This window comes from Pseudoalteromonas sp. SG45-3 (assembly GCF_014164075.1).
GTDB classification, from domain to species: domain Bacteria; phylum Pseudomonadota; class Gammaproteobacteria; order Enterobacterales; family Alteromonadaceae; genus Pseudoalteromonas; species Pseudoalteromonas distincta.
This window is the reverse complement of sequence record NZ_JACJEN010000007.1, coordinates 190159-214738: the sequence shown is the minus strand read 5'-3', so window position 1 is coordinate 214738 and position 24580 is coordinate 190159. Positions and strand designations below refer to the sequence as shown.

Genomic DNA, 24580 nt, shown 5'->3' with positions numbered 1-24580 from the left:
TATGGTCTCTCAAGAGCTCGATTATTTTCGCGCTATTATTCAAGCAAACATGGAGCCTTTGGCTAAAGTTACCGAGGTCAGCGAAATGGCTGAGCTCGGTGCTAAATTAGGTAACCATGTTTGGTTAAAGCGTGAAGACCAACAGCCCGTGTATTCATTTAAATTACGCGGTGCGTATAACAAATTAAATAAATTACCTAAAGGCTCAGTGGTTATCACTGCTTCAGCGGGTAATCACGCTCAAGGGGTTGCACTAAGTGCTTCTCACTTAGGGCATCAAGCTACAATTGTAATGCCAGTAACAACGCCTGAAATAAAAGTCAGTGCGGTACGTGCGCTTGGCGGTGAAGTTGTGCTACATGGACATCATTTTGATGCCGCAAAAGCACATGCGCTTGAGCTTACAGAGCAACGAAACGGTATATTTGTTCCACCATTTGATGACCCAGACGTCATTGTTGGTCAAGGTACTGTAGCACGTGAGCTTATGCAGCAATTAAACGAGCTCGATGCGGTGTTTATTCCTGTTGGCGGCGGCGGTTTACTTGCTGGGATGGCGGTTTATATTAAATCGCTGCGTCCAGATATAAAAGTAATTGGTGTAGAAGCCGACGAAAGTGCATGTTTACAAGCGGCACTTAAAGCAGGCAAACCGGTAGAGCTTGAACGCGTTGGTAGTTTTGCTGATGGCGTAGCGGTTAAAATTATTGGCACTGAAACATTTCGCTTAGCGCAAAAGTTTTGTGATGAAGTTATAACCGTCACCAGCGACGAAATATGTGCTGCCATGCAGGATATTTTTGTATCTACCCGTGCAATAGCAGAGCCTTCAGGTGCACTTGCAACGGCAGGGCTTAAAAAGTGGAGCCAGCAGTCGGGTTTAAAAGGGTTACATTTAGCGGCTGTTTTATCCGGTGCTAATTTAAACTTTGATCGCCTGCGTTATGTTGCAGAGCGCACTGCGCTGGGTGAAAAAAACGAAGCGTTATTAGCGGTTACTATTAAAGAAGAAAAAGGCAGCTTTAAACAGTTTTGTGCTTCTTTAGGTGGCCGTGCTATTACTGAGTTTAACTACCGTTATGCAGGACCTGGTGAAGCACAAATATTTGTAGGTATTGCCCTGCGCCAAGGCGAGCAAGAGCTTAATGAGCTAAAGCAAGACTTAACAAATAATGACTACCAATTTTGCGATCTGTCGGATAACGAACTCGCTAAATTACATGTGCGCTACATGGTTGGCGGAAAAGCACCCGAGCAATTACATGAGCGCTTACTTCGCTTTGAATTTCCAGAGTATCCAGGTGCGCTTGCACGCTTTTTAGATACTTTAGGTAGTAATTGGAACATTACCTTATTTCATTATCGTAATCACGGTGGTTCGATGGGGAATGTACTGGCAGGTTTTGCTATTGAGCCGAGTCAGTATGAGATGTTTAACGAGCACTTAAACCGTTTAGGTTACAGTGTACAAGATGAAACACAAAATCCGTGCTTTAGCCAATTTTTAACATCAAAGCCCCAAGCAGAAAAAGCCGAAAAACTCGCCTCAGTATAATCCTTCTTTAAAGGCAGGCACCTAACTAGGGTGCTTGCTTTATCGCACGTTTTACATATAGTTACAGGTAATCGTCATACTTTTTGAGGGCACCTAGTTGCTATTTAAAGGATTAATCATTGGATTGTGCTTTTTTTGTAGCCATATCGCGGCGCAAGAATCAGTCACATTACAGCTAAAATGGACACATCAGTTTCAGTTTGCTGGCTACTATATGGCAAAGCAAAAAGGCTTTTATAATGAAGCGGGCCTTGATGTAACTATTAAACAAGCTAATCCAATGAAACCTGATACCTTTGCTCCTGTCGCCAGTGGTGAAGCACAATTTGGTGTAGGGCACTCTGGTATTTTACAGCAACGTATAAATGGACAACCTCTTGTTGCTATGGCTGCCTTATTGCAATTTTCACCTTACTGCTGGATGGTTAAAGACACGTCTGATATTTTTCATCCACGTGACTTTGTTAATAAACGTATTACTGCGGTAAGCAAAAATGATGGCGCCGAACTACTTATTATGCTTAAACGCAGTGGCGTTGATGTAGATAAACTCAAAGTTTACGATGGCGAAAATCCAGGCCAGGCTTGGATTGAAAACAAGCTAGATGCTATGCAAGTATATGTTACTACAGAGCCTTATTATATGACCCAACAAGGCGTAGCTCATCGACTTGTTTGCCCACAGCGTTATGGTATGGACGTATACAGCGACATTTTATTTACCAGCGAAAACATGCTTAAGAAAAATCCTCAAACGGTCGAAAAATTCTACCAAGCGAGCCTAAAAGGGTGGCGTTATGCAATGATGAACATGGATGAAGCCATTGCAGTCACCCAGCAAAACTATGCACCGGGTAAAAGCTTTTATCAGCTCGCTTTTGAGGCTGAAGTACTAAAAAGTTATATAACCCCACCCACCACCAGTTTAGGGCATATGTCGATAGCAAAGTGGCGCTTAATTGCGGACTTATATGGCATACCGCAAAACGAATTTGACGAAGTGAAATCTCACTTTATTTATAAATATCAAGAACCTGAAAAGATGCAGTTATCGTGGATGCTCATGGCAGCTATTTTTGTAAGTATTATTTCAATACCTTTGTATTTACGGCTGATTTTTAGTAAAAATTAACTGCTTAGGTAATTCACGAAACTGATATAATTAATTGTCTTTTTTATTTTCTAAGCTGTTATGACTTTAGCTGAGCAATTTTTAGCACTTGATTCACTTTTAATGCATCATCGTCAGTATTGGCAGTGCACTGCATTTGATTTTGACACTATACCTTGGCCAGAGCTACAAGGCATACTTAGCGAACTAACAGATGATCAGGTAAGCGTTCTTGATAACGATCAAAACCAGCTATACCAATTTTTTAGCCAGCACATAAACCAACTTGATGAACTTGCAAAGTTATGCGAGTTACCTAGCACAGCCCACTCTCAAGCTGATTATCCATTTTGGATAAGTAACGGCATTAAAGGTCGTAAGTTTGAACAGTTACAAGATTTTGTATCAGCACTACCTAATACCAAGCAACCTGTTTTAGAGTGGTGCGCGGGTAAAGGGCACTTAGGTCGAATGCTTGCGTTTAATGGCGCAAGTAATGTGCATAGTATTGAACTGCAACAAAGCTTATGCGAGCAAGGACAAAAAAGTGCACAGCAACAAGGCTTAGCAATGCACTTTAGCCAAGCAGATGTATTAAAAGACGATATCACTCAATTTTTTAATACAGACATGCATGCTGTAGCACTTCACGCATGCGGTGGCTTACACCAAGCATTTATGCGCCAAGCAAGTTTAGCGAAAGTACAGCAAATTAGCTTTTCACCTTGTTGCTACCATTTATTCACGGCTAATGAGTACCGTGCAATGAGTGAGGATGCAAATAAAAGTGAGCTTAATCTAACGCATCGTGATTTAAAGCTCGCATTACAAGAAACTGTCACAGCGCCTTCTCGTCTGGAAAAAGTACGTAAAACAGAACTTGAGTGGCGACTTGGTTTTGATGCACTAAGAAAGTCGATCACTGGCGAGCAATATTACGTAAGCGTACCTTCGGTCAACAAAGCTATATTCTCAGATTCGTTTAAATCGTTTTGTGCATGGGCTGCAGATAAAAAGGCATTAAAATTACCTCAAGATACTGATTATGTTAAGTATTTAGAGGTTGGGGTGGCTCGAAAAAAAATAACTGACCGAGTTGAACTGGTTCGACATGTGTTCAGAAGGGCAATTGAAGTTTGGCTTGTGCTCGATCGTGCTTTATATTTGCAACAGCAAGGTTATCAAGTAAGCGTTAAAACGTTTTGTGAAAAGCAGTTAACGCCTCGTAATATTTTGATTCTTGCTAATGTCCATTAAATTTCCGTCCTCGACTTAATAAGAGATGCAATGAGAAAGTTAAAAAATTTATTCGATAACAACAAACGTTGGGCTGCTCGTACAAGTGAAGCAGACCCTGAGTTTTTTAAAATTTTATCTATGCAACAAAATCCAGAGTATTTATGGATTGGTTGTTCAGACTCTCGTGTACCTGCAAATCAAATAGTTGATTTATTACCAGGCGAATTATTTGTACATCGTAACGTTGCTAACGTGGTTGTACACACTGACCATAACTGCTTATCGGTTATGCAGTACGCTGTAGAGGTTTTAAAAGTAAAACATATAATGGTAGTCGGTCACTATGGTTGTGGTGGCGTACAAGCCGTTTTAAACAATGCTAAATTTGGCTTTATTGATAATTGGCTACGCCATGTAGGAGATGTAAAAGAAAAGCATCTTGAACAACTTGACGCAATGCCAGAAAGCGAACGCTTAAGCCGCCTTATTGAGCTAAATGTAATTGAGCAAGTACGTAATGTGTGTCGTACTAACATTGTGCAAGATGCCTGGGAGCGAGGCCAAGAACTAAGCGTTCATGGTTGGGTTTATGGTTTAGAAAACGGCCATCTTCATGATTTAGAATCTGTAGTAACGTGCGCGAGTGAAGAAACACAAAGCTACAAAAAAGCAGTACAGTACGTACTTAAAAAAGTGGGTGAAAATAAATAAATCCATGACTAAAACGGCGGTGTTAATAGGTGCTACAGGCTTGGTCGGTAATGAGTTGCTCCATAAGTTACTTAATAGCGATCGTTATACAAAAGTAGTTACGTTAAGCCGTCGAGTTCTGCCTGTCACACATGCAAAGCTAGTTAATCACGTTATTGATTTTGAAAAATTAACTCAATATGTTGAGCTTTTTAAAGGTGATGTATTGTTTTCGTGTTTGGGCACAACCCGTAAACGAGCGGGCTCGATACACGCTCAGCGTAAAGTAGATTTTGATTATCAGTTTATAGCGGCGCAGTTAGCGGCATGTAATGGCGTTACACATTATTGCTTAGTGTCATCAAGCGGGGCAAATACACACAGTAATAGTGCTTATTTGAAAATGAAGGGAGAGCTTGAGCAACATATTAAAGCACTCCCATTTGATAAAATAAGTATTTTACAACCATCTTTATTATTAGGTGATCGTGAGCAATTTAGAGTGGCAGAAAAGATAGGCAGTATTATTTTTCCTGTTATTACACGGTTTGCGTTTTTAAAGCGTTACAAACCAATAACTGGCGAACAAGTTGCGCAAAAAATGCTGAGTGTGAGTTTAGCTCAGCAGGCTAAGTTGTCTTATTATGTACTTGATGGGCTATTTGAATAAACTTGGTAAAATGCAAAAGGCAGCCTAAGCTGCCTTTTTTGTACATTAAATTAATACCAATCTTATTAAAAAAATGATCATCCTTGTGTATTAAATAACTCACTAACTACGTTAAAAATTATTTATATAGCACAACTACGTACCATAATTTTAGCCTTGTTATTGAGCTATTTTCTTATCGCTATAATAGAACACTAATTTAATGCAATTGGTATAATTATTCAGCGTCAGTTTTAGCGCTAAGTTGTTGCTCAAGCAATGAAACTTTAGCTTCAAGTTCGGTTAACTTTTCGCGAGTACGAATAAGTACTTGGCTTTGCACATCAAATTCTTCACGGCTCACAAAGTCCATCTCAGCAAGCTTGTTTTGTAGAACTTGCTTTGTTTTACCTTCGAGTGTGTCTGCTAGGTTTTTTACACCTTGCGGCATATTGCTAGTAATTTGCTTAGCAATTTCTTCAAGTTTTGCTGGGTTGATCATATTTGTCCCTTCGGCATTGCCTAAATGATAATAACTAATATTACCTTATACCCACGGCATTTAACACATGATCATCTTTACCTTAATTAATTAAGGCAATTGCTATGCTCGCTGTAATGGTTACGTTAAAATTGCGCGTCTTTTAAATTTCTTTGGTCGTTATGAAACTCAATCCTAAACAAGATGAAGCCGTAAAATATATTAGTGGTCCCTGCTTAGTACTCGCGGGCGCAGGCTCTGGTAAAACCCGTGTTATTACGAATAAAATCGCTTATTTAGTGAAAAAATGTGAGTACAAAGCGCGAAATATAGCCGCTGTTACTTTTACCAATAAAGCAGCCAAAGAAATGCGTGAGCGAGTACTGCAAACGCTCGGTAAGCAAGACGCTAAAGGTTTATGGGTATCAACGTTTCATACACTCGGTTTAGAAATAATAAAAAAAGAGTTGAGTACATTAGGGTTTAAGCCCGGCTTTTCGTTATTTGATGATCAAGATACCAATCAGCTTCTTAGTGAACTCACCGAAGATGAGCTAAAAAAAGACAAGGACTTACTCAAACTACTTAAAATGGAAATTGGTAGTTGGAAAAACGAATTAGTACTGCCAGAGCAAGCAATACGCGAAGCGCGTGATGCGCAAAAGGCATTGTTTGCACAGTTGTATGCTCGATATCAAAACCAGCTGCGTGCTTATAATGCACTGGATTTTGATGATTTAATTATGATCCCTACTTTGTTACTTACAAATAACGCCACATCTCGTGAGCGCTGGCAGCAACGCTTTAAATACTTGCTGGTGGATGAGTATCAAGATACCAATACAAGCCAATATCAACTTGTTAAATTGCTAGTAGGCGAGCGTGCCCGTTTTACTGTGGTAGGTGATGACGATCAATCAATTTACTCATGGCGTGGTGCTCGCCCGCAAAACTTAGTGTTATTAGGTAAAGACTACCCAGGGCTTAGACTTATAAAGCTTGAACAAAACTATCGAAGTGCAGGGCGAATACTAAAAGCAGCTAACATTTTAATTGCCAATAACCCACATGACATAGAGAAAAAGTTATTTAGTGAACTAGGTTATGGAGAGCCGATTAAAGTAATAGGGTGCCGCGATGAAGAGCATGAATCTGAGCGTGTGGTTGCTGAAATAATTTCACATAAGTTTATGAAGCGAACCAGCTATAAAGATTACGCGATTTTATATCGTGGTAATCATCAAGCACGTGGCTTTGAAAAATCACTAATGAGTAACCGTATCCCTTATAAAATTAGTGGCGGTATGTCGTTTTTCGCTCGCTCAGAAATTAAAGATATTATGGCGTATTTACGTTTGCTAGTTAATCAAGATGATGACAATGCATTTTTACGTATCGTAAATACACCGCGACGCGAAATAGGCACGGTTACCCTTGAAAAGCTTGGTACGCTTGCTAATGAAAAGCACGCGAGCTTGTTTGCTACCTGTTTTGATAACGATTTAGGCTACAGACTAAAAGGGCGTGGCTTTAATGCGCTTGCTGGATTTGCACGCTGGGTTGTTGAGCTATCTGATAACACAGTACGCGGTGATACGCTCGAAGCTGTTAAAGACTTAGTACGTAATATTAATTACGAGGCATATTTGTACGAGTCGTCACCGAGTGCAAAAGCGGCTGAAATGCGTATGAAAAACGTATCAGAGCTGTATCGTTGGATAACAGATATGTTGACCGGTGATGCCGACAACGAACCAATGACATTAGCCGAGGTTGTTAGCAAGCTAACCCTTCGCGATATGCTTGAGCGTAACGAAGAAGAAGATGAAACCGATGCAGTGCACTTATCAACACTACATGCATCAAAGGGCTTAGAGTACCCGTATGTATTTATGGTGGGTATGGAAGAGGGTTTACTTCCGCATCAGGTAAGTATTGATGAGGACAACGTAGATGAAGAACGTCGCTTAGCTTATGTTGGTATTACTCGCGCACAGCAGGAGTTAACACTTACTTATGCAAAGATACGTCGTCAATTTGGTGAAACTTCACAAACTGAATTAAGCCGATTTGTACAAGAGTTACCGCAGGACGATCTTGCGTTCGAAAACAAAAAGGCGCCAAATACCCAAGCAGAGCGCATGGAAAAAGGCCAAGCAAGAGTCGCTAACTTACGAGCGATGTTTAAAAAGCCTGAGTAATACCTCAGGCTAACTTTATAAAGACTGGGTTGCTTGCACTTCAGGTAACTCAGAGCATACTAAAGCGTGTTGTTTACCTACAAAAAATGCCAAACCGTGTTTATCTAATAAAGCTCTAAAATTAAGTATTGATGGGCCTTTAGCAATGACCTTCATTGCTTTGAGCTTTGTAATTGCAAGCACGCCCTGTAGCTGAAAATCGTAACTTTCTTGTTGTAAAACACGTTTACTAAAGGTCGAGCTAAGTAGTAAATAATCAAAATTAATATCGGTTAGTAAATTAAGTTCGCACCTGTCTTTAGCAAAATTGTTTAAACCAATTGAATAACCAAGTTGTGATAGCGTTTTGAGGTTTTTTATTTGCGTTGCACATGCGTGGCGAATTTCTTGTTCATCAAACAATAAACAGAGTTGGCTTTGTCCTTGTTGTTTATTTAGCGTATCGGTAAATAAAACAAATTCGTGTTCCTCAAGTAGCAAACCAGAGCAAGGAACCAATGCCATAGCTACATTTGCAGTAATTGCTTGTGCATAGGCGCGTTGTAATAGTTGTAACTCTACTTGCAGATGCTGCTCTTTATCTGATGCAAACTTTTTCAAAATATCAAAGCTAGTAAAGCCAAGTATTGGGTGTTCACCAAATGCTTCAAATAAAGATTCAGACTGTTGTTGCTCATCAAGCGTAATTATTTCTGAGCTTCTAAAACTCATAGGTAATATATCAAGGTGATGTTGTGCTTTTAGAGTCTGCGCAGGTATTGATTGCGTTAATAGCGGATGAAATAACTCGTAACGATTTTTTCCTGAGTTTTTGGCGTGATACATGGCGGCATCGGCATCACGAATAATTTCATCTGTATGCGTATAGCTTTTCTTTGAGTAGGTTATCCCTATACTTGCGCCACTTTGTAAAGACTCACCTTTGAGATAAAAGGGTTTTTTCATTAAATCTATAATACGATTTGCAACATCTTCTGCTTGTTGAGGTTCAGTTAAATGGGTTAATAAAATAACAAATTCATCCCCGCCTAAACGTGCTAGTAAATCATGCTCGCGTATACATTGAGCAAATAACTCACTTACGTTAATTAAAAATTGATCGCCTGCCTGGTGGCCAAGCTGATCGTTAATATCTTTAAATTTATCTAAATCGATAAACAAAACAGCAAAGTGGTGCTCAGGAAAACGTTGATAATGTTGTAGCGTTTTTTCGAGCTGAGTTAAAAATAGACTACGATTAGGCAAGCTCGTAAGTGAATCGTGATGTGCATCATGATAAAGCTGCTGCTCTATTTTTTTTCGCTCATCTATTTGCATTTGTAAGTGCAGATTAGTTTGACGCAATTCTTTGGTTTTTTCGTTTACTCTAAATTCGAGTTCTTGATGGCTTTTTGCAATTGCTTGATTGACGAGCTTTGTTTGTAAAACAGCTGCAATTTGATGCGATACAAAGGTAATTAACTCGCAATCATCTCGGCTGAAAATATGTTTGTTATCGTAGGCTTGGCAAACAATAAGGCCGATAACACCTTGAGCTGTTTTAAGTGGAGCGCCTAACCAGCTAGTGGCCATTTGCTCTTTTGGTACAGGTGCTGAACGTTGTACCACACCGCTTACTATTAATTCTTTTGCTCTACATGGGTGTATTAGTTGTGTTTCTTCGGTGCTTATTACCAGTTCGCTATAACCTTTAGCAAAGCGTCTTGGCTGTGTATTTTCTTTAAATTCATCTACGCAATAAGGAAAACTAATCCACCCTGTTTCTTTATCATAAAGCGCAATATATAAGTTTTCTGCGTAGGTAATTGTTTTTATTATTTCGTGTATCTTAAAATAAGCGTCATCAAGGTTTTTAGCTTGTGTTGCTATCTCAGATATTTTAAATAGAATTTGTTGGCGTAGAAGTGCACGTTTACGCTGCTCTATTTCAAGGTTTAGTGCATCGTTACTTTGAGTGAGTGCGCGGGTGCGAATTTTAACTTCTGACTCAAGAAGCTCTCGTTTTTTTACACGCTCTATTGCTGTTGCCAAATAAAGCGACATAAACTCGAGTAATTGTATTTGCTGTGAGCTATAGCCTTGTTTTGTATCGTAACTTTGCGCTGCTAATACACCGATAATATTGTGTTCTTGGTAAACAGGTACGCCTACCCAATGTTCGGCAGGAGTGCCTAATGCTTTAAATAAACCTTCTGCTGCAGCATCTTGCATTTGCTGCTTGGTAAAACATGTGGTTTTACCCTGTTTAAATACATAACCCGTGGCGCCTTCATCAAAGCTATTTGATTGGTTAAGGGCGACGGCAATACCATCTTTTTCATCTGAAAAGTAAGAAAGTTCTAGTGATTGGCTGTATTGATTTAGCAGCACCACATAAAAACTTTTACTAGGTACGTACTTTTGTAAAATGTCATGGATGGCGGGGTATAGCAGGGTTAGCTCGGCCACAGTACTTGCCTGCTCTGATAATTGGATCAGGGCATTTTGTAAGTGATGTGATTGTTTGTATTTTTCGAGAAGCGCTCTAAGGCGTTTATTTTGATACGCCAATTTACTCGATACTGATAGTTTATCTTCCAATGATCTAACCGGCTATTTTTATTGTATAGTTATTAGCCTTATACTTTCACTTTTAGTGCTTATCGTCAAGTTGATATTCCTACTAAAGCAGTAGCTAGACACACTATTTTAGGCATTAAAAAAGGCTTACAGAAGTAAACCTTTTTTGTATATTTCAATCGAGCTTATTTAGATGTCATAAAGTCGATAGCAGCGCTAATCTCATTATCAGAACAATCCATACACGTGCCTTTTGGAGGCATAGCATTAAAGCCATTTAGTGCATGCTCAAGTAAAGTGTCTTTACCTTTAGCAATACGTGGAGCCCAATCGTCAGCCGATTTAGGCGCGCCTAGTGCACCAGTGCCGTGACATGCAAAACATGCACCTTGATATACTTGCTCACCAGAGCGAGGACCAGTAGGCGCCGCTGCAACTGCAGCTTTATCGCCTTCAAGGTATACAGCACCAACCGGCGCGAGACGTGCTTTAATTGCATCTTCAGTCATAGAGTTATCATATGGCTGTGCGTATGCAGTGGTTGCTAGCAATAATAATGCTGCAGCTGTTAATTTTTTCATTTTGCCTTGCTCACTTCGATTTGAACGTGATCAATCACGATTAAAGATGACGGAAATTAAACCGATTATAACTCTCTGGGCCAATTTATAAAATGCTAAGAGCCGTTTTTATTAATAAAACTGACTACTTTTTGCGTTAACGCAATAAAATTTAATTATTTACTGTTTTTTGTTAAGCAATTTAATAAGCGTAATCAGTCATACAATTAACTTTTTAGATCCTAAGATCAAAATCAATTTATTGTTAATACGCTACTAACTAGTTTTGCGATCCCTGCGTCGGCTTCAAGAATCGATTCTGCCAACATGTAAGCAGGGGTGGTAACTAACTTATTTGGTTCATCGATAACTACACCGTCAACCGCACAATCTATATGTTTAGCGCCTAATGTGCTTAGCGCTTGTGCTGTCTCTACATCGTTACCAATAGTAAGTGCGGCGTTATCGTAAATAAATGGGATCAATGCGGGTGCAATACACATATAACCTGCAGGCTTATTTGCTTTTGCAAATGATTTACAAGCATTAAGGACGTCCTGATTGATATTTGCTTTTGCGCCTTTAATTGCAAAATCGCATAAGTTTTTTGCAGCACCGAAACCGCCAGGTACAATTAATGCGTCAAACTGAGTCACGTCTAGTTCAATCAGCGATTTAATGTCACCTCGTGCAATGCGAGCAGCTTCTGTTAATACATTGCGTTTATCAGGCATTACTTCACCTGTTAAATGGTTAATGGTATGAAGTTGTTCAATATCTGGTGCAAAACACTGATACGTTGCGCCATTTTTGGCTATATGTAATAAAGTTAAAATTGCTTCATTAATTTCACTACCATCGTACACACCAGACCCTGCTAATATTACTGCTACGTTTTTCATGCTTTTGTCCCCTAAAGTCTTTTTTATAAGTCGATCGGATGAAGTTTAACATGCTCAAAATTTCTCGCGAAAATAAATTTTTAGTACAAAAATCATTCGCAGTGCAAGTCGTTTTGCGGTTTATGCCATTTGCGATCACTTTGCCTTTAAAAAAATTATAAAGGATCGCTATGATCTTCGATCCATTGTGCTAGAATACTCCTCCGGTTATTTAAATGGACGCGAATAATCAAAGTGAATAACAACAGAAGCAGTCGTTAGAAAACCTTTTTCCACATTGGTTTAAAATAATAAAAAAAGAACCTCGTATTATCTTTTTTAAATTAAAACATACAGTTAAAGTATTTTCTAGGCATTTTATAATGCTTTGGAAGAATAGCTCGTGGCTGTTATCTACACACTTATCCACAGCTTGCTCTAGTTTTAATAACACGATAAACAGTAATTCACAGTCGTTTTATTTACTACCTTATGGCATGCTTATAATTACCTTAATTTTTTGCATTTAGGATCCAAATTCACCATGGCTCAGATCCCCGAAAACCCACTTATTTTAGTTGATGGCTCGTCATATTTATTTCGTGCTTATCATTCTCCGCCGCATTTAACTAATTCTAAAGGTGAGGCTACGGGCGCTATTTATGGCGTGATCAACATGCTTAAAAGCTTGATCAGACAATATGATCCCTCACACATGGTGGTTATATTTGATGCTAAAGGCAAAACGTTCCGTAACGATATGTATAGCGAATATAAGGCAAATCGCCCGCCGATGCCGGATGACTTACGTACGCAAATAGCACCAATACATAGCATTATCAAAGCGATGGGTTTTCCGCTAATTAGTATCGAAGGCGTTGAAGCTGATGATGTTATTGGCACATTTGCACGCATTGCAACTGAGCAAAAACGGCATGTCCTTGTCTCCACTGGTGATAAAGATATGGCGCAACTTGTAAATGAACACGTTACATTAATAAACACGATGACCGACAGTATTTCAGATCCTGTTACCGTAGTGGAAAAGTTTGGTGTAGGCCCCGAACTTATTATCGATTACTTGGCACTAATGGGCGATAAGGTCGACAATATCCCAGGTGTTGAAGGCTGTGGTCCAAAAACGGCCGTTAAGTGGTTAGAGAAATATGGCTCGTTGCAAGGTGTAATGGATCACGCAAGTGAGATTAAGGGTAAAATAGGTGAAAAGTTAGCTGCAGCTCTCGATCATCTGCCTTTAAGCTACGAGCTTGCAACAATTAAGTGCGATGTTGAAGTCGAATCAGATCTTGATACGTTCAAATTACAAGAGCCAAATAAAGACGAATTAATTGCACTATATGGTGAGTGTGAATTTCGTCGTTGGTTAGCTGAGTTACTAGATAACCCTAAAGATGCAGAAACACATCTAGCTGTACCTACCGAAGCCACTGAATTACCAAAAGTAGAAGATGCCCATTACGAAACTATTTTAACGCAAGCGCAATTTGATACGTTAATAGAGCAATTAAATAGTGCCGAGTTATTTGCATTTGATACAGAAACTACCAGCCTTGATTACATGAAAGCGCAATTAGTGGGTATGAGTTTTGCCGTAAAAGCGGGTGAAGCTGTGTATTTACCTCTAGCGCATGACTACCCGGGTGCGCCTGAGCAATTAAGTCTGGAATTTGTAATGCAAAAGCTAGGTCCAATTTTGGCCGATGAAAACAAAGCTAAAGTAGGGCAAAACCTTAAATACGACAAAAGTGTATTAGCGAATGCAGGTTTTGCGCTAAATGGTATTAAGTTTGACACCATGCTTGAGTCATACGTATTTAATAGTGTGGGTACACGCCACGATATGGACTCGCTAGCACTTAAATATCTAGGTCATAAAAATATTAGCTTTGAAGATATTGCTGGCAAAGGTAAAAAGCAACTTACCTTTAACCAAATTGAACTTGAAAAAGCTGCGCCTTACGCTGCAGAAGATGCCGATATTACTTTACGCCTACATGAAGTGCTTTGGCCAAAAATAGCGGCTGATGAAAAGCTAAAATCTGTATTCGAAGATATAGAAATGCCACTTGTTAGTGTGATTTCTGATATTGAACGAACCGGTGTTGCAATTGATAGCAATATGCTTGCAGCACATAGCCAACGATTAGGCGAGCGTTTAATTGAGCTTGAAAAAGAAGCATTTGAAATAGCAGGCGAACCATTTAATTTAAGCTCTCCTAAGCAACTACAAGTATTGTTGTTTGAAAAGCTTGGCCTGCCTATTATCAAAAAAACACCTAAAGGTGCACCTTCTACCGCAGAAGAAGTATTGCAAGAGCTTGCTCATGATTATCCACTACCTAAAGTAATTATAGAGCATCGTGGTTTATCAAAGCTTAAATCGACTTATACTGATAAATTACCATTAATGGTGAATGAGAAAACCCAGCGTGTACATACGTCATATCATCAGGCAATTACAGCAACGGGGCGCTTGAGTTCAACCGATCCTAATTTACAAAATATTCCTATTCGTTCAGAAGAAGGGCGTCGAATTCGTGAAGCGTTTATAGCTGCAGATGGTTATAAAATTGTTGCTGCCGATTACAGCCAAATTGAGCTGCGTATTATGGCGCACCTTTCACAAGACAAAGGTTTATTAAATGCATTTGCTAACGGCTTAGATGTACACAGTGCAACTGCCGCGGAAGTATTTGGTGTAGAGCTTGATGATGTAACTACCGATATGCGCCGCAAGGCGAAAGCAGTAAACTTTGGCTTAATTTACGGTATGTCTGCATTTGGTTTAGCACGTCAACTAGATGTGCCGCGCCACGAAGCGCAGCATTACATAGATAAATACTTTGAGCGTTTTCCTGGTGTATTAGAGTACATGGAAACAACACGCGAAAAAGCAGCTGAAAATGGCTACGTTGAAACAATATTTGGTCGCCGCCTACATTTACCAGAAATAAACGCACGTAATGGCGCGCGCAGAAAAGGAGCCGAACGTGCTGCTATAAACGCACCAATGCAAGGTACTGCTGCTGATATTATTAAAAAAGCAATGCTGAGCGTTAACCGCTGGGTACACGAACAGGCGCCAAATACGATTAAGCTACTAATGCAAGTACACGATGAATTGGTATTTGAAATTAAAACAGACTGCGCACCTGAATACACAAAACATATTTGTGAGCTGATGTCGCAAGCTGCAGCGCTTGATGTGCCGCTTATTGTTGAAGCCGACGAAGGTGACAACTGGGAACAAGCCCATTAATGCAATTTGAGCATTTTAATTAAAGCGCCTTTTGGCGCTTTTTTATGTTTAATAAAAATGGCGAATAACAGCTATTTAATTAGCTATATGCAAGCTTTAGTTAAAATAAGGTTAATTTAAGCAACTATTTGTATTAAATAGTTATATGTTCGTCAATTCGAGCTGTTTTACAGGAATATGATTGTATTTTAATGCGTGCTTTTGTTAAAGTCCCGCCTGTCCTATCCTGTAGGACATCCTGTTGATGATGCATCTGAAAGGGTGCAACAAATTGATAGCTTCTCCCCAGTTTGCTATACCGGCCTACCAACTTGTTTGGTGGGCCGTTTTTTGTTTTACGCCTAAAAATCCTATCTAATTAATTCTTTTTTGCGCTATACCAATTGTATTGTGCATTCGTCACTTCGAGGTGGTTTGGGTACATCGCAGGTGATACCATCGAAGTGCTATCATTTTTATTCTTTTCATTTTATTACTAAGGAGTGCGTTATGTTTAAAGCATTAGCTATTGCAGGTTTTTCTTTATCAAGTTTAGTTATTTCTAATGTTGCTCAGGCTAATTGGCAGCTAGTGAATGATAAAAGCCAACTAAGCTTTGTTTCAATTAAAAAAGATTCGATTGCTGAAGTTCACCATTTTACTAACCTTGAAGGTATGCTTTCTGATAAAGGTGAGTTTAGCGTTAATGTTGATTTAACATCAGCCGAAACTCTAATCCCTATTCGTAATGAGCGTTTAGCTACATTTTTATTCGAAGCGGCTAAATTCCCCAATGCTGTTTTAACTGCAAATTTAACTAAAGAGCTAAGTAATATCAAAAAGCCTGGTCAATATGTATTGAAGGGTATTACAGCTGAGCTTGATTTTCATGGTAATAAAAAACCATTGGCAATTGATGTACTCGTTAACAGCACGCAAAGTGGTGATTTAACGGTATCATCATTAACACCTATTATTATTAATAGTGATGATTTTGGTGTAACCGAAGGCGTTAAAAAGCTGCAAGAGTTAGCGGGCTTGCCTTCAATTGCAACAGCTGTGCCTGTTACATTTGCAATAACACTTAAAAAACAGTGATTTCTTTAAGTGAGCTTAGCAAGCGATTAAGCGAGCCAAGCAAACCTTTTGATAGTTGGCAGCCTAACCATTGTGGGGAGCTGCCAATTGTTATTAATAATGAAGGGAAATGGTTTTACGATGGCAGCGAAATAACACGCCCAGCCATGGTGAAGCTGTTTGCTTCTGTATTGTGTAAAGAAGGTGAGCAATTTTATTTAAAAACCCCTGTCGAAAAAATAACAATAACGGTTGAAGATGCGCCGTTTATTATTGTTGATTGGCGCTTTGAAAATACAGCGCAAGGGCAAGTGTTGTGTTGTATTGATAATTTAGCTAGGCAGTGGTTAGTGAGCGCTCAGCAGCCCTTGCATATAAAAGACTACAATGGTTCAAAGGTGCCTTATTTAAAGCTACCGTATGGTTGTAGTGCGCGAGTTTCACGCAGTGTATTTTATCAGTGGGCTGAAAAAGCCGAGTCTGATAAGCTCGGCTATTTTATTAAATCTGCAGGAAAGCAGTTTTATTTATCGTAACGCCAGCGTTTAAGCCTCTGGGTTGGTTTCGTCTGTGATTGTTTCATCGGTAGGTGGTACAGCAATAACAGGACCTAAAAACCATTCATCTAGCTTTTTAGCTACTTCTGGTAAACCGGTGCCCTTTAATGATGAAAACGCATGAACTGTAATATCCCCATCAAGCGTGCTTAATTCACGGCGAACTTGCAGTACTTGTGATTTACGAGGGCCTTGCTTTAGTTTGTCGGCTTTTGTTAATAGTGCCAATACTGGAATCTCACTACCAATTGCCCAGTTAATTAAATCACGGTCTAAATCTTTTAATGGATGACGAATATCCATTAAAATAACAATACCTTTTAAGCTTTGACGCTTTTGCAGATATTCACCTAACGACTTTTGCCATTTCTTTTTCATTTCGATTGGTACTTTAGCAAAGCCATAGCCTGGTAAATCGATAAGGCGCATATCGTCAACATCCGCTAAATCGAATGTATTGATTAGCTGAGTACGTCCAGGTGTTTTACTTGTACGTGCTAGCTTCTGATCGGTTAATGCATTTAATGCACTCGACTTACCTGCATTGGAGCGACCGGCAAACGCAACTTCAATTCCCGTATCAGCAGGTAATTTAGTAATGTCGGGAGCGCTTGTTACGAAAGACGCAGTATTATATTTGATACGAGATTTGAGCACAGGCTCTCCTAAAACTTAAAAAAATAACATTGAGTAAACCAAATTCACTCAGGGCGCGTATTTTATACTATAAAGGATGTATTAAAAAGCGTATTTAACCACCTAAAAACAGCACCTATGGTACATTTAAAACATGTTAAAGCTTAATCTAAGTCAAAACCCTGTAAATTATAAGCTTAATATGTGTAGAAAACGTGCCAGAGAATTTATTATCGTGTAGAATATATGTATTACAACATCACGATTGTAGATGATACAGGGTCGGAAACAGAGAATTCACCATGAAAAAAATAGCACTATCTTTAACAATATTGCTTGGTGCGTTGTCAGCAAGCAACGCAACAGCATTTGATGGCGATGTAAACGCAGGTAAAGAAAAATCAGCAACGTGTGCGGCTTGTCACGGCCCAGACGGTAATGCGCCGGTTAATATTTACCCTAAAATTGCAGGTCAACATCCAGATTATATCCTTAAGCAACTTCAGGATTTAAAATTAGGTATGACGTCAGGCGGCAAAGAAGGGCGTATGGATCCAGTAATGAGCGCTATGGCTATGCCACTTAGCGAGCAAGACATGAAAGATCTAGCTGCTTATTTTTCTTCAATCAACATGACTGAAGGTGCTACACCTAAAGATGTTGTTGAAGTTGGCGAAATGCTCTTTAAAGCAGGCGATGCGGAGCGTGGGATTCCATCATGTGCAGCATGTCATGGTCCACGTGGTAACGGTTCATCACTTGCTAAGTTTCCAAAAATTTCTTTTCAGCATCCTGGATATATCAAGTCTCAACTTGAAAAATTCCGTGATGGAACTCGTCACAATGACTTAAATGGCATGATGGGCGATATAGCGAAGAAATTAACAGATAAAGATATTGAAGTACTTTCTCAGTACTTAGGTGGTTTACACTAAAGTCGTATTTATTTAGCAATTAATAATAAATACACTACAATGTTTTACAAAAAGCAGCCCAGGCTGCTTTTTTTGTGTGCAAAATTAACGATATCACCCGTTTAAATGTAAGACATTGACCATGCGTTAGTGTGAGAAAAGTCTCCTTTTTATTTTTTATTCATCATTAACCTATTGTATTTTATTGTTTATTTTGTTTTAAAATGTAATAAGTATAATAAAAGTTATATAAACCAGTTGTAACAAAATCATTAACGAGTAAATTAACCACTGTCGCAAAAGAACAATAACAAAACGGAAACAAGCTATAAGGAAAGTGGCGCGGCATGACTACATAGCACAAGATTGGTGCTACTAAAGGAAATAATAAAAAAGTGTCACGATGACCGAAAATAATAAAATACTCATGGAAGTTTAATAACAAAAACAAAATGGAATGTAACAAGGAACGTAAAAATAATAACAATACGGACTGATAATAATAAAAATAATAAAGACTAAAAAAAGTCGAAGGGAGAAGTGTCCAGATAATGGCGCTCAGATTAGCAGGCGGTAGAGATGTTTTCTCTACCGCCTTTTTATTTGTCCTGTTACAATAACCACCGTTTAAAATTAGCGATTAATTAGCTAAGGCGCTTTTAAATGAGAAACCCAACCTCTATAGCGCAAACTGAATTCTTCTGGCTAGGCCAGCACTGCGATGCCCATTAATTTGCGCTTCGCTCAAAACCTCTTAAGTGAGATGATCAAGATATGAGTAGAACTAAAAAGTCACGCAAAAGCCCAGCAAACGGACCTGTTCGTTTAAGCCAAGATAAGCTTAAAGAAATGCGCGCATTAAAAGAGCAGCGAGTTAAAAAAACCAAAGGCGCAAAGCCCGGTTCTCGTAATGCGCCAGATTTACTAGATAGCGAAAGCCAAAATAGTAATCACGCGCCTAAAGATAAGCGTGTAGGCAGTAAAAAGCCTGTGCCGTTAATCGCAACCGCGCCAGAGCCTAAAGTTGAAATGAAACGCAACTTAAAGCCAACTATTGAGCTGAAAAAAGTAATCGAGCCTGAATTTACACCTGAACAAGAGCTAGAAGCACTTGAGAATGATGAACGTTTACTTAAATTAGTAGAGCGTCATGAAAAAGGTGAAATGCTAACAGGTAAAGATGCTAAGTACTTTAATAGTCGCATTGCCCGTCATCAGGCGTTATGTGAAATTCTTGGTATTGAAGATGAGGACGAAGACGAGTTTGAAGATGACCTTGAAAGCCAAGGCAATTCTGATTTCGATCAATACTTATCTGATGATTTAGCCAACGAATGGTTAGATGAAGACGACAAATAGTAAGGATAAATAATGAGTACCTCGGTAATTTTAGCCTTACTTTTAGGCGCTGCTATCATAGCTGGTTTGGCATTTTATGCGGGTCAGTTGCTGTATAAGTTAAATGCGCAAAAAAAGTTAATTGCGAAAACGCAGGCTGAACAAAAGCAAAAGCTTGAAAAGTCGCGTTTAAAGCGAAACGCAAAACTAGCCGATAGTATTCATTTAATCGCACGTGCAATGAATGAAGAGCAGTGTGAGTTTTCTGAAGGCTGTTTACGTATTTGGGTACTTATGTCTCAGTATGCCTTTGAAAGCGAGCGTGATTTAACGACGCAGTATCCTGGTATTTATAAAATGTATCAGGTAGTTAAAGAAATGCCGACGCACGATGCACGTAAAAAATACTCTAAAAAAGAGATTTTTAAGCTAGATAAGGCTCGCTGGCAAGCTGAAAAAACACTTAAAGATGAAGTTAAAGTGGATTGCGCTAAAATTATTATCGAGTTTAAAGCCGCTCCAGGTAGCGATAAAGTCGTTTTTAATTAAAGCTACAACTTAAATACAAAAAGCAGACCTAGGTCTGCTTTTTTTGTGCCGATGTATTTATTATCCAGAGTTCAGGCTAAATCACCCTTGAAAAGCGCGTTGCGTTAATTTGTTTTTGTAAGTGAGCATCGAAGCACATACAAATAATACGAATGAATAAGTTCCCGCGTGGTGTTACGCTAATTTTATTATCAATTATAGTGACTAGTTCATCTTTTATAAGTGGCGCCAGCGCTACTAATGCATCCTCAAAGTAGTCATTAAATATAAGCGCGTGTTTTTCACTAAAGTCTTGTATATCTAATTCAAATTGGCAAATGAGTTGTTTAATTGCATCAGCACGAATTACATCATCATGTGTTAAGTGCATTCCTTTATTAAGAGCACTACCGCTTTGTGTTTCTACGTTGTGGTAATAATGTTTTAATTCTTTTTGATTTTGTAAAATGGCGGTGCCAATTTGTGAAATTGATGACACGCCTAAACCTAATAAATCACAATTTCCATGGGTTGTATAACCTTGAAAGTTACGATGTAACTTGCCTTCATTTTGCGCAACAGCTAGTTCATTATCAGTTTTTGCAAAATGGTCCATACCAATAAATTGATAGCCTGCTTGCGTCATCTGCTCCAGCATATTTTTAAACATGGTGAGCTTATTATGAGCACTGGGTAAATCTGCATCTTTAATCTTACGCTGTGCAGCAAAGCGCTCTGGTAAATGCGCGTAGTTAAACACTGATACTCTGTCAGGGCTTAACTCAATAAGTTGCTCTATAGTTTTCTTAAAGCTCTCTGGCGTTTGCAGAGGTAGCCCGTAAATCATATCTGCATTAATAGATTGAAATCCTAGCTCGCGAGCTTGTGTAATTAATTGCTTAACGGTATCTGCATTTTGCGGGCGATTAACAGCAAGTTGCACGTCGTCGTTAAAGTCTTGAATCCCAAATGAGACACGGTTAAAGCCAAGCATTCTTAAATCAACAAGCATATTATCGGCAAGTGAGCGTGGGTCTATTTCAATACCGCGCTCTGTTGTGCGTGTAAAATTAAAGTGTTGTTCTAAAAGTTTAATTAAACGGGTCATTTGTTTTGCGGTTAAAAAGGTGGGAGTACCGCCACCTAAATGCAATTGCTCAACCGTGTAGCTTTTAAATAAAGGCGCTTGGGCAGTAATTTCTTTTGCTAAAAAGTCGAGATACGTATCTGCCTTAGATTGATGACGGGTAATTATTTTATTACAGCCACAGTAGTAGCAAAGCTGACTACAAAACGGGATGTGAATATATAAAGAAAGAGAGCGACTTGTTGACGATTCTATAGCGCTTAGTAGGTCTTGTTGCTGATATCCGTCACGCAGTGATAAAGCCGTGGGATAAGAGGTATAACGCGGACCAGACACATTATATTTGTTTATTAGGGTTTCATCCCATTGTGGAAGTTTAATCATCACGCACACCTAAGTATTTATTTATTGGGGATTATAAAAAAGTACTCAGGAAGGCGGTTTGATCTATAACAAAAAAGGTGCCGAAGCACCTTTTTTAATAAAATATAACTTAATACGACCTAATTAATACGTAATAGTATGAGCATCTTTAAGGTATTGAAATAATTCTTTATAACCTTTACCCGGCTTTTCAGCTTTCGCTTCTTTTGCCGCATTTCGAACCAATTGGCGCATTTGTTGACGATCAAGAGATGGAAACTGCTCAATAGTCTCATTGATAAGGTCATCACCTTGCTCAATTAAATCTGAACGTAATTGCTCAATTTTTTTGACCAATACTTCAGCTTGGTTATTTTTATTAAGCATCACATCGATAATCGCTTTAATATCATCAATGTTTTCTACAGTACGCAGTGTTTTAGCGATGTAATTTAAGTGGCGGCGATACGCGTCGCTTTTGTTACTTATTTTATCAGCAACAACCATCGCTTCTTTTAAATCGTCATTTAATGGCAGGCGTTCGCGCTGTTTTTTACCCATTTTGGCAATTTCAGTACCTAACTGATGAAACTCTTGCGCTTCGCGTTTAAGCTCCGTTCTTGATACATATTCAATTTCTTCTTCAATTTCAGCAGGCTTGCCTTTTTTCTTTGCCATGGGGTGCTCTTAAATAAAAATAACTTTTGCCATTATACATGAATATGATACTTAGGAATATTAGCTGATGTGATGCATTGAGTGTGTTAGCATTTAAATATAAGAAATGCGTGCATTATGCCTCTAAGGCTCAGGACTTAATTTATGAAAAGCCAACAAAACGATCCAATTTATTCTCAAATATCGCAAGTTAAAGATGCGGTAGCAGAAGTACTCGAACATGCTAAAAAATTAGGCGCTACAGCTGCAGAAGCTGCGATGTCTAGCACGTCTGGTTTATCGGTTAGTACACGAATGGGTGAAGTAGAAACCATTGAGTTCAACCAAGACGGCGGCTTAGGCATTAGTGTATATGTTGGTAATAATAAAGGCTCGGCGTCAACTGCTGACTTAAATCCAAAAACATTGCGCACGGTAGTCGAAAAAGCGATTGATATAGCCAAATTTACATCTGATGATCCATTTAACGGCGTTGCTGATAAAGAGTTACTTGAATTTAATCCTAAAGATTTAGATTTATATCATCCTTGGGATGTAAGTCCTGAGGAAGGCATTGAGCTTTGTCATGCTGCTGAGCAAGCTGCATTAAATGCGGACGAGCGTATTGTTAACTCTGATGGTGCGAGTTTTTCATCGCATCAGGGATTACGTGTTTATGGTAACAGCCACGGTTTAATTGCAGGTTTTCCGCGCACTCGTCATAGTATTAGTACTATGGTAATAGGTAAAGATGGCGAACACATGCAGCGCGACTCTGCTTATACAGTTGCTCGCGATCAGGCTGGTTTAAATGATGCTGCGGCAGTGGGTCTTGAAGCGGCAGCTGAAACCTTAGCTAAATTAAACAGCCAAAAGTTAGGCACAATGAAAGTGCCTGTTATTTTTAGAGCCGATATTGCAAATTCATTGTTTGGTCACTTGGTGTCGGCAATTGGTGGTGGCGCGCTTTATCGTAAATCAAGTTTTTTACTTGATAGCTTAGGTACTCAGGTATTTAGTAATTGTGTGAATATTGCTGAGCGCCCACATATTTTAAAAGGGTTGGCATCGTCACCGTTTGATAGCGAAGGTGTTAAAACATTCGATAGAGAAATAATTCAAGGCGGCGAGTTACAAACTTATTTATTAGCAAGTTATGCTGCGCGTAAAATGAACATGACCCCAACAGGACATGCTGGCGGTATACATAACTGGCTCGTTGAGCAAACTCATAACGATTTAACTGCACTATTAAAAACCATGGGTACTGGCTTATTAGTTACAGAGCTAATGGGGCAGGGCGTAAATACCGTAACGGGTGACTACTCTCGTGGTGCTGCAGGTTTTTGGGTTGAAAATGGTGAAATTCAATATCCGGTAAGTGAAATTACTATTGCTGGTAATTTAAAAGACATGTTTAAAGGTATTTCCGCCATTGGTGGTGATATAGAACGCCGTGGTGGTATTCAAACAGGCTCAGTATTAATCGAGCAAATGCAAATAGCCGGCGCGTAGTATTAATACGCAGTGTATACTTAGACCCAGAGTATTATCTTTGGGTCTAAGTGAGTTTTTACGAGGTGTAAAATGGCTAAAGATAGATATGCACCAAAACCGCTAACCGATATTATGGCGGGGTTAAATAATCGTTTATCGGCTTATGCAGGCAAAAGCCAAGCACTTGATACACAGCAAACCTTATTAAAAGATTTTTTAGGCCCTAAATTGGGTGATAAATGCCGAGTTAGTAATTACCGAGACGGCACGCTAATGATAGAGGCGGTATCTGCGCCTATCGCGCTTAGGCTTAATTATTTAAAAATGGATATGCTTTCACACTTTAGAGCTGCTGGAATGGCAGAGCTTGGACAAATAAAAATAACTGCAAATCCTCAAGCAACTCAGCGATTAAGTACCGCGAATAAATCGGGCAGCCCTACAGTTACCAACTCTCGGAAAATGAGTGAGCAAACCGCTAATTACTTAAATGCGATAGCGGCTTCTGCCCCCCCTTCATTAAAAGAAAAACTAGAGCGTTTAGCGCTCCACGGTAAGAATAAAAGTTAGCCTTAGCCACCCACTATATTGTTATTGGTAGGGCTATTTTTGCAGCTCACCGCATTCAAAATACTTTGTTACATATTCCATTTTATTGTTGGTCTAATGAGGTTTATGATACTGCGTGGTGTGCTTTATTATTTAAAGCTCCCTTGATACCCATTCCATTAAGTAAAAGCG

General features: G+C 39.1%; 21 protein-coding genes. 14 read left to right on the top strand and 7 right to left on the bottom strand.

Features of this window, described 5'->3' with window-relative positions; translation table 11 throughout:
* Position 1: 1 nt before the first annotated feature.
* The 5 genes from ilvA (at position 2) to H5126_RS10930 (ending at position 5265) form a co-directional block, all read left to right on the top strand.
* A complete protein-coding gene (gene ilvA, locus H5126_RS10950; RefSeq protein ID WP_039485942.1) occupies positions 2 to 1555 on the top strand; it encodes a threonine ammonia-lyase, biosynthetic in 1554 nt (517 codons plus the stop codon).
* 97 nt (positions 1556 to 1652) lie between these two features.
* Positions 1653 to 2687 (top strand): ABC transporter substrate-binding protein, encoded by a 1035-nt coding sequence (locus H5126_RS10945; protein WP_182721027.1) that lies wholly within the window; start codon positions 1653 to 1655, stop codon positions 2685 to 2687.
* A 60-nt stretch (positions 2688 to 2747) separates the two neighbouring features.
* A complete protein-coding gene (locus H5126_RS10940) occupies positions 2748 to 3923 on the top strand; it encodes a methyltransferase (protein WP_182721028.1) in 1176 nt (391 codons plus the stop codon).
* 30 nt (positions 3924 to 3953) lie between these two features.
* Positions 3954 to 4616 (top strand): carbonate dehydratase, encoded by a 663-nt coding sequence (gene can / locus H5126_RS10935; RefSeq protein WP_039485938.1) that lies wholly within the window; start codon positions 3954 to 3956, stop codon positions 4614 to 4616.
* 4 nt (positions 4617 to 4620) lie between these two features.
* Positions 4621 to 5265: an NAD(P)H-binding protein gene (locus tag H5126_RS10930; RefSeq protein ID WP_182721029.1), complete on the top strand. Its 645-nt coding sequence runs from the start codon at positions 4621 to 4623 to the stop codon at positions 5263 to 5265.
* Positions 5266 to 5482: 217 nt separating this feature from the next.
* Here the strand turns inward: H5126_RS10930 and H5126_RS10925 are convergent, their stop codons facing one another.
* A complete protein-coding gene (locus H5126_RS10925; RefSeq protein ID WP_002959905.1) occupies positions 5483 to 5746 on the bottom strand; it encodes a ubiquinone biosynthesis accessory factor UbiK in 264 nt (87 codons plus the stop codon).
* Between the two features lie 161 nt (positions 5747 to 5907).
* Here H5126_RS10925 and rep point away from each other — a divergent pair, with 161 nt between their 5' ends.
* Positions 5908 to 7926 carry a DNA helicase Rep gene (gene rep / locus H5126_RS10920; RefSeq protein ID WP_182721030.1) on the top strand — a complete coding sequence of 673 codons (2019 nt, stop codon included), beginning with the start codon at positions 5908 to 5910 and terminating at the stop codon, positions 7924 to 7926.
* A 15-nt stretch (positions 7927 to 7941) separates the two neighbouring features.
* Here the strand turns inward: rep and H5126_RS10915 are convergent, their stop codons facing one another.
* From H5126_RS10915 to elbB, 3 genes are all read right to left on the bottom strand, one after another.
* Complete coding sequence (locus tag H5126_RS10915) at positions 7942 to 10506, bottom strand: diguanylate cyclase domain-containing protein (protein WP_182721031.1); 2565 nt, start codon at positions 10504 to 10506, stop codon at positions 7942 to 7944.
* Positions 10507 to 10670: 164 nt separating this feature from the next.
* The gene (locus H5126_RS10910) at positions 10671 to 11066 is read right to left on the bottom strand and encodes a cytochrome c5 family protein (protein ID WP_182721032.1); all 396 of its coding nucleotides are present in this window, start codon (positions 11064 to 11066) and stop codon (positions 10671 to 10673) included.
* 233 nt (positions 11067 to 11299) lie between these two features.
* A complete protein-coding gene (elbB, locus tag H5126_RS10905) occupies positions 11300 to 11947 on the bottom strand; it encodes an isoprenoid biosynthesis glyoxalase ElbB (RefSeq protein ID WP_182721033.1) in 648 nt (215 codons plus the stop codon).
* A gap of 523 nt (positions 11948 to 12470) precedes the next feature.
* On the opposite strand from elbB, the gene polA reads away from it, so the two are divergent.
* The 3 genes from polA to H5126_RS10890 all read left to right on the top strand — a co-directional run bounded on the left by polA (position 12471) and on the right by H5126_RS10890 (position 16798).
* Positions 12471 to 15206 (top strand): DNA polymerase I, encoded by a 2736-nt coding sequence (polA, locus tag H5126_RS10900; protein ID WP_138488411.1) that lies wholly within the window; start codon positions 12471 to 12473, stop codon positions 15204 to 15206.
* A gap of 489 nt (positions 15207 to 15695) precedes the next feature.
* Positions 15696 to 16283: a YceI family protein gene (locus H5126_RS10895; protein ID WP_182721034.1), complete on the top strand. Its 588-nt coding sequence runs from the start codon at positions 15696 to 15698 to the stop codon at positions 16281 to 16283.
* Positions 16280 to 16798 (top strand): DUF1285 domain-containing protein, encoded by a 519-nt coding sequence (locus H5126_RS10890; RefSeq protein ID WP_182696383.1) that lies wholly within the window; start codon positions 16280 to 16282, stop codon positions 16796 to 16798. The genes H5126_RS10895 and H5126_RS10890 overlap by 4 nt, the downstream gene beginning before the upstream one ends.
* A 9-nt stretch (positions 16799 to 16807) precedes the next feature.
* Here the strand turns inward: H5126_RS10890 and yihA are convergent, their stop codons facing one another.
* Positions 16808 to 17476 carry a ribosome biogenesis GTP-binding protein YihA/YsxC gene (gene yihA / locus H5126_RS10885; protein WP_007377272.1) on the bottom strand — a complete coding sequence of 223 codons (669 nt, stop codon included), beginning with the start codon at positions 17474 to 17476 and terminating at the stop codon, positions 16808 to 16810.
* Positions 17477 to 17757: 281 nt separating this feature from the next.
* Between yihA and H5126_RS10880 the strand changes: the two genes are divergently transcribed.
* From H5126_RS10880 to H5126_RS10870, 3 genes are all read left to right on the top strand, one after another.
* Complete coding sequence (locus H5126_RS10880; protein WP_182682808.1) at positions 17758 to 18390, top strand: cytochrome c; 633 nt, start codon at positions 17758 to 17760, stop codon at positions 18388 to 18390.
* 753 nt (positions 18391 to 19143) lie between these two features.
* Positions 19144 to 19728, top strand: coding sequence for a Der GTPase-activating protein YihI (gene yihI / locus H5126_RS10875; protein WP_002959924.1), 585 nt, complete (start codon positions 19144 to 19146; stop codon positions 19726 to 19728).
* 12 nt (positions 19729 to 19740) lie between these two features.
* The gene (locus H5126_RS10870; protein WP_182720973.1) at positions 19741 to 20256 is read left to right on the top strand and encodes a DUF2489 domain-containing protein; all 516 of its coding nucleotides are present in this window, start codon (positions 19741 to 19743) and stop codon (positions 20254 to 20256) included.
* Positions 20257 to 20332: 76 nt separating this feature from the next.
* Here H5126_RS10870 and hemN read toward each other — a convergent pair whose 3' ends face one another.
* Positions 20333 to 21706 (bottom strand): oxygen-independent coproporphyrinogen III oxidase, encoded by a 1374-nt coding sequence (gene hemN, locus H5126_RS10865; RefSeq protein WP_182720972.1) that lies wholly within the window; start codon positions 21704 to 21706, stop codon positions 20333 to 20335.
* A 123-nt stretch (positions 21707 to 21829) separates the two neighbouring features.
* A complete protein-coding gene (gene yjgA / locus H5126_RS10860) occupies positions 21830 to 22363 on the bottom strand; it encodes a ribosome biogenesis factor YjgA (RefSeq protein ID WP_002959930.1) in 534 nt (177 codons plus the stop codon).
* A 144-nt stretch (positions 22364 to 22507) separates the two neighbouring features.
* Between yjgA and pmbA the strand changes: the two genes are divergently transcribed.
* Complete coding sequence (gene pmbA, locus H5126_RS10855; RefSeq protein ID WP_002959932.1) at positions 22508 to 23857, top strand: metalloprotease PmbA; 1350 nt, start codon at positions 22508 to 22510, stop codon at positions 23855 to 23857.
* Positions 23858 to 23929: 72 nt separating this feature from the next.
* Positions 23930 to 24409: a DUF721 domain-containing protein gene (locus tag H5126_RS10850; RefSeq protein ID WP_002959934.1), complete on the top strand. Its 480-nt coding sequence runs from the start codon at positions 23930 to 23932 to the stop codon at positions 24407 to 24409.
* The last annotated feature ends 171 nt before the right edge of the window (positions 24410 to 24580 follow it).

Bases quoted from the DNA above. Each gene is read 5' to 3' on its own strand.
- ilvA (WP_039485942.1), top strand. From the start codon at position 2: ATGGTCTCTCAAGAGCTCGATTATTTTCGCGCTATTATTCAAGCAAAC.
- H5126_RS10940 (WP_182721028.1), top strand. From the start codon at position 2,748: ATGACTTTAGCTGAGCAATTTTTAGCACTTGATTCACTTTTAATGCAT.
- can (WP_039485938.1), top strand. From the start codon at position 3,954: ATGAGAAAGTTAAAAAATTTATTCGATAACAACAAACGTTGGGCTGCT.
- H5126_RS10930 (WP_182721029.1), top strand. From the start codon at position 4,621: ATGACTAAAACGGCGGTGTTAATAGGTGCTACAGGCTTGGTCGGTAAT.
- H5126_RS10925 (WP_002959905.1), bottom strand. From the start codon at position 5,746: ATGATCAACCCAGCAAAACTTGAAGAAATTGCTAAGCAAATTACTAGC.
- rep (WP_182721030.1), top strand. From the start codon at position 5,908: ATGAAACTCAATCCTAAACAAGATGAAGCCGTAAAATATATTAGTGGT.
- H5126_RS10910 (WP_182721032.1), bottom strand. From the start codon at position 11,066: ATGAAAAAATTAACAGCTGCAGCATTATTATTGCTAGCAACCACTGCA.
- elbB (WP_182721033.1), bottom strand. From the start codon at position 11,947: ATGAAAAACGTAGCAGTAATATTAGCAGGGTCTGGTGTGTACGATGGT.
- polA (WP_138488411.1), top strand. From the start codon at position 12,471: ATGGCTCAGATCCCCGAAAACCCACTTATTTTAGTTGATGGCTCGTCA.
- H5126_RS10895 (WP_182721034.1), top strand. From the start codon at position 15,696: ATGTTTAAAGCATTAGCTATTGCAGGTTTTTCTTTATCAAGTTTAGTT.
- H5126_RS10880 (WP_182682808.1), top strand. From the start codon at position 17,758: ATGAAAAAAATAGCACTATCTTTAACAATATTGCTTGGTGCGTTGTCA.
- yihI (WP_002959924.1), top strand. From the start codon at position 19,144: ATGAGTAGAACTAAAAAGTCACGCAAAAGCCCAGCAAACGGACCTGTT.
- H5126_RS10870 (WP_182720973.1), top strand. From the start codon at position 19,741: ATGAGTACCTCGGTAATTTTAGCCTTACTTTTAGGCGCTGCTATCATA.
- hemN (WP_182720972.1), bottom strand. From the start codon at position 21,706: ATGATTAAACTTCCACAATGGGATGAAACCCTAATAAACAAATATAAT.
- yjgA (WP_002959930.1), bottom strand. From the start codon at position 22,363: ATGGCAAAGAAAAAAGGCAAGCCTGCTGAAATTGAAGAAGAAATTGAA.
- pmbA (WP_002959932.1), top strand. From the start codon at position 22,508: ATGAAAAGCCAACAAAACGATCCAATTTATTCTCAAATATCGCAAGTT.
- H5126_RS10850 (WP_002959934.1), top strand. From the start codon at position 23,930: ATGGCTAAAGATAGATATGCACCAAAACCGCTAACCGATATTATGGCG.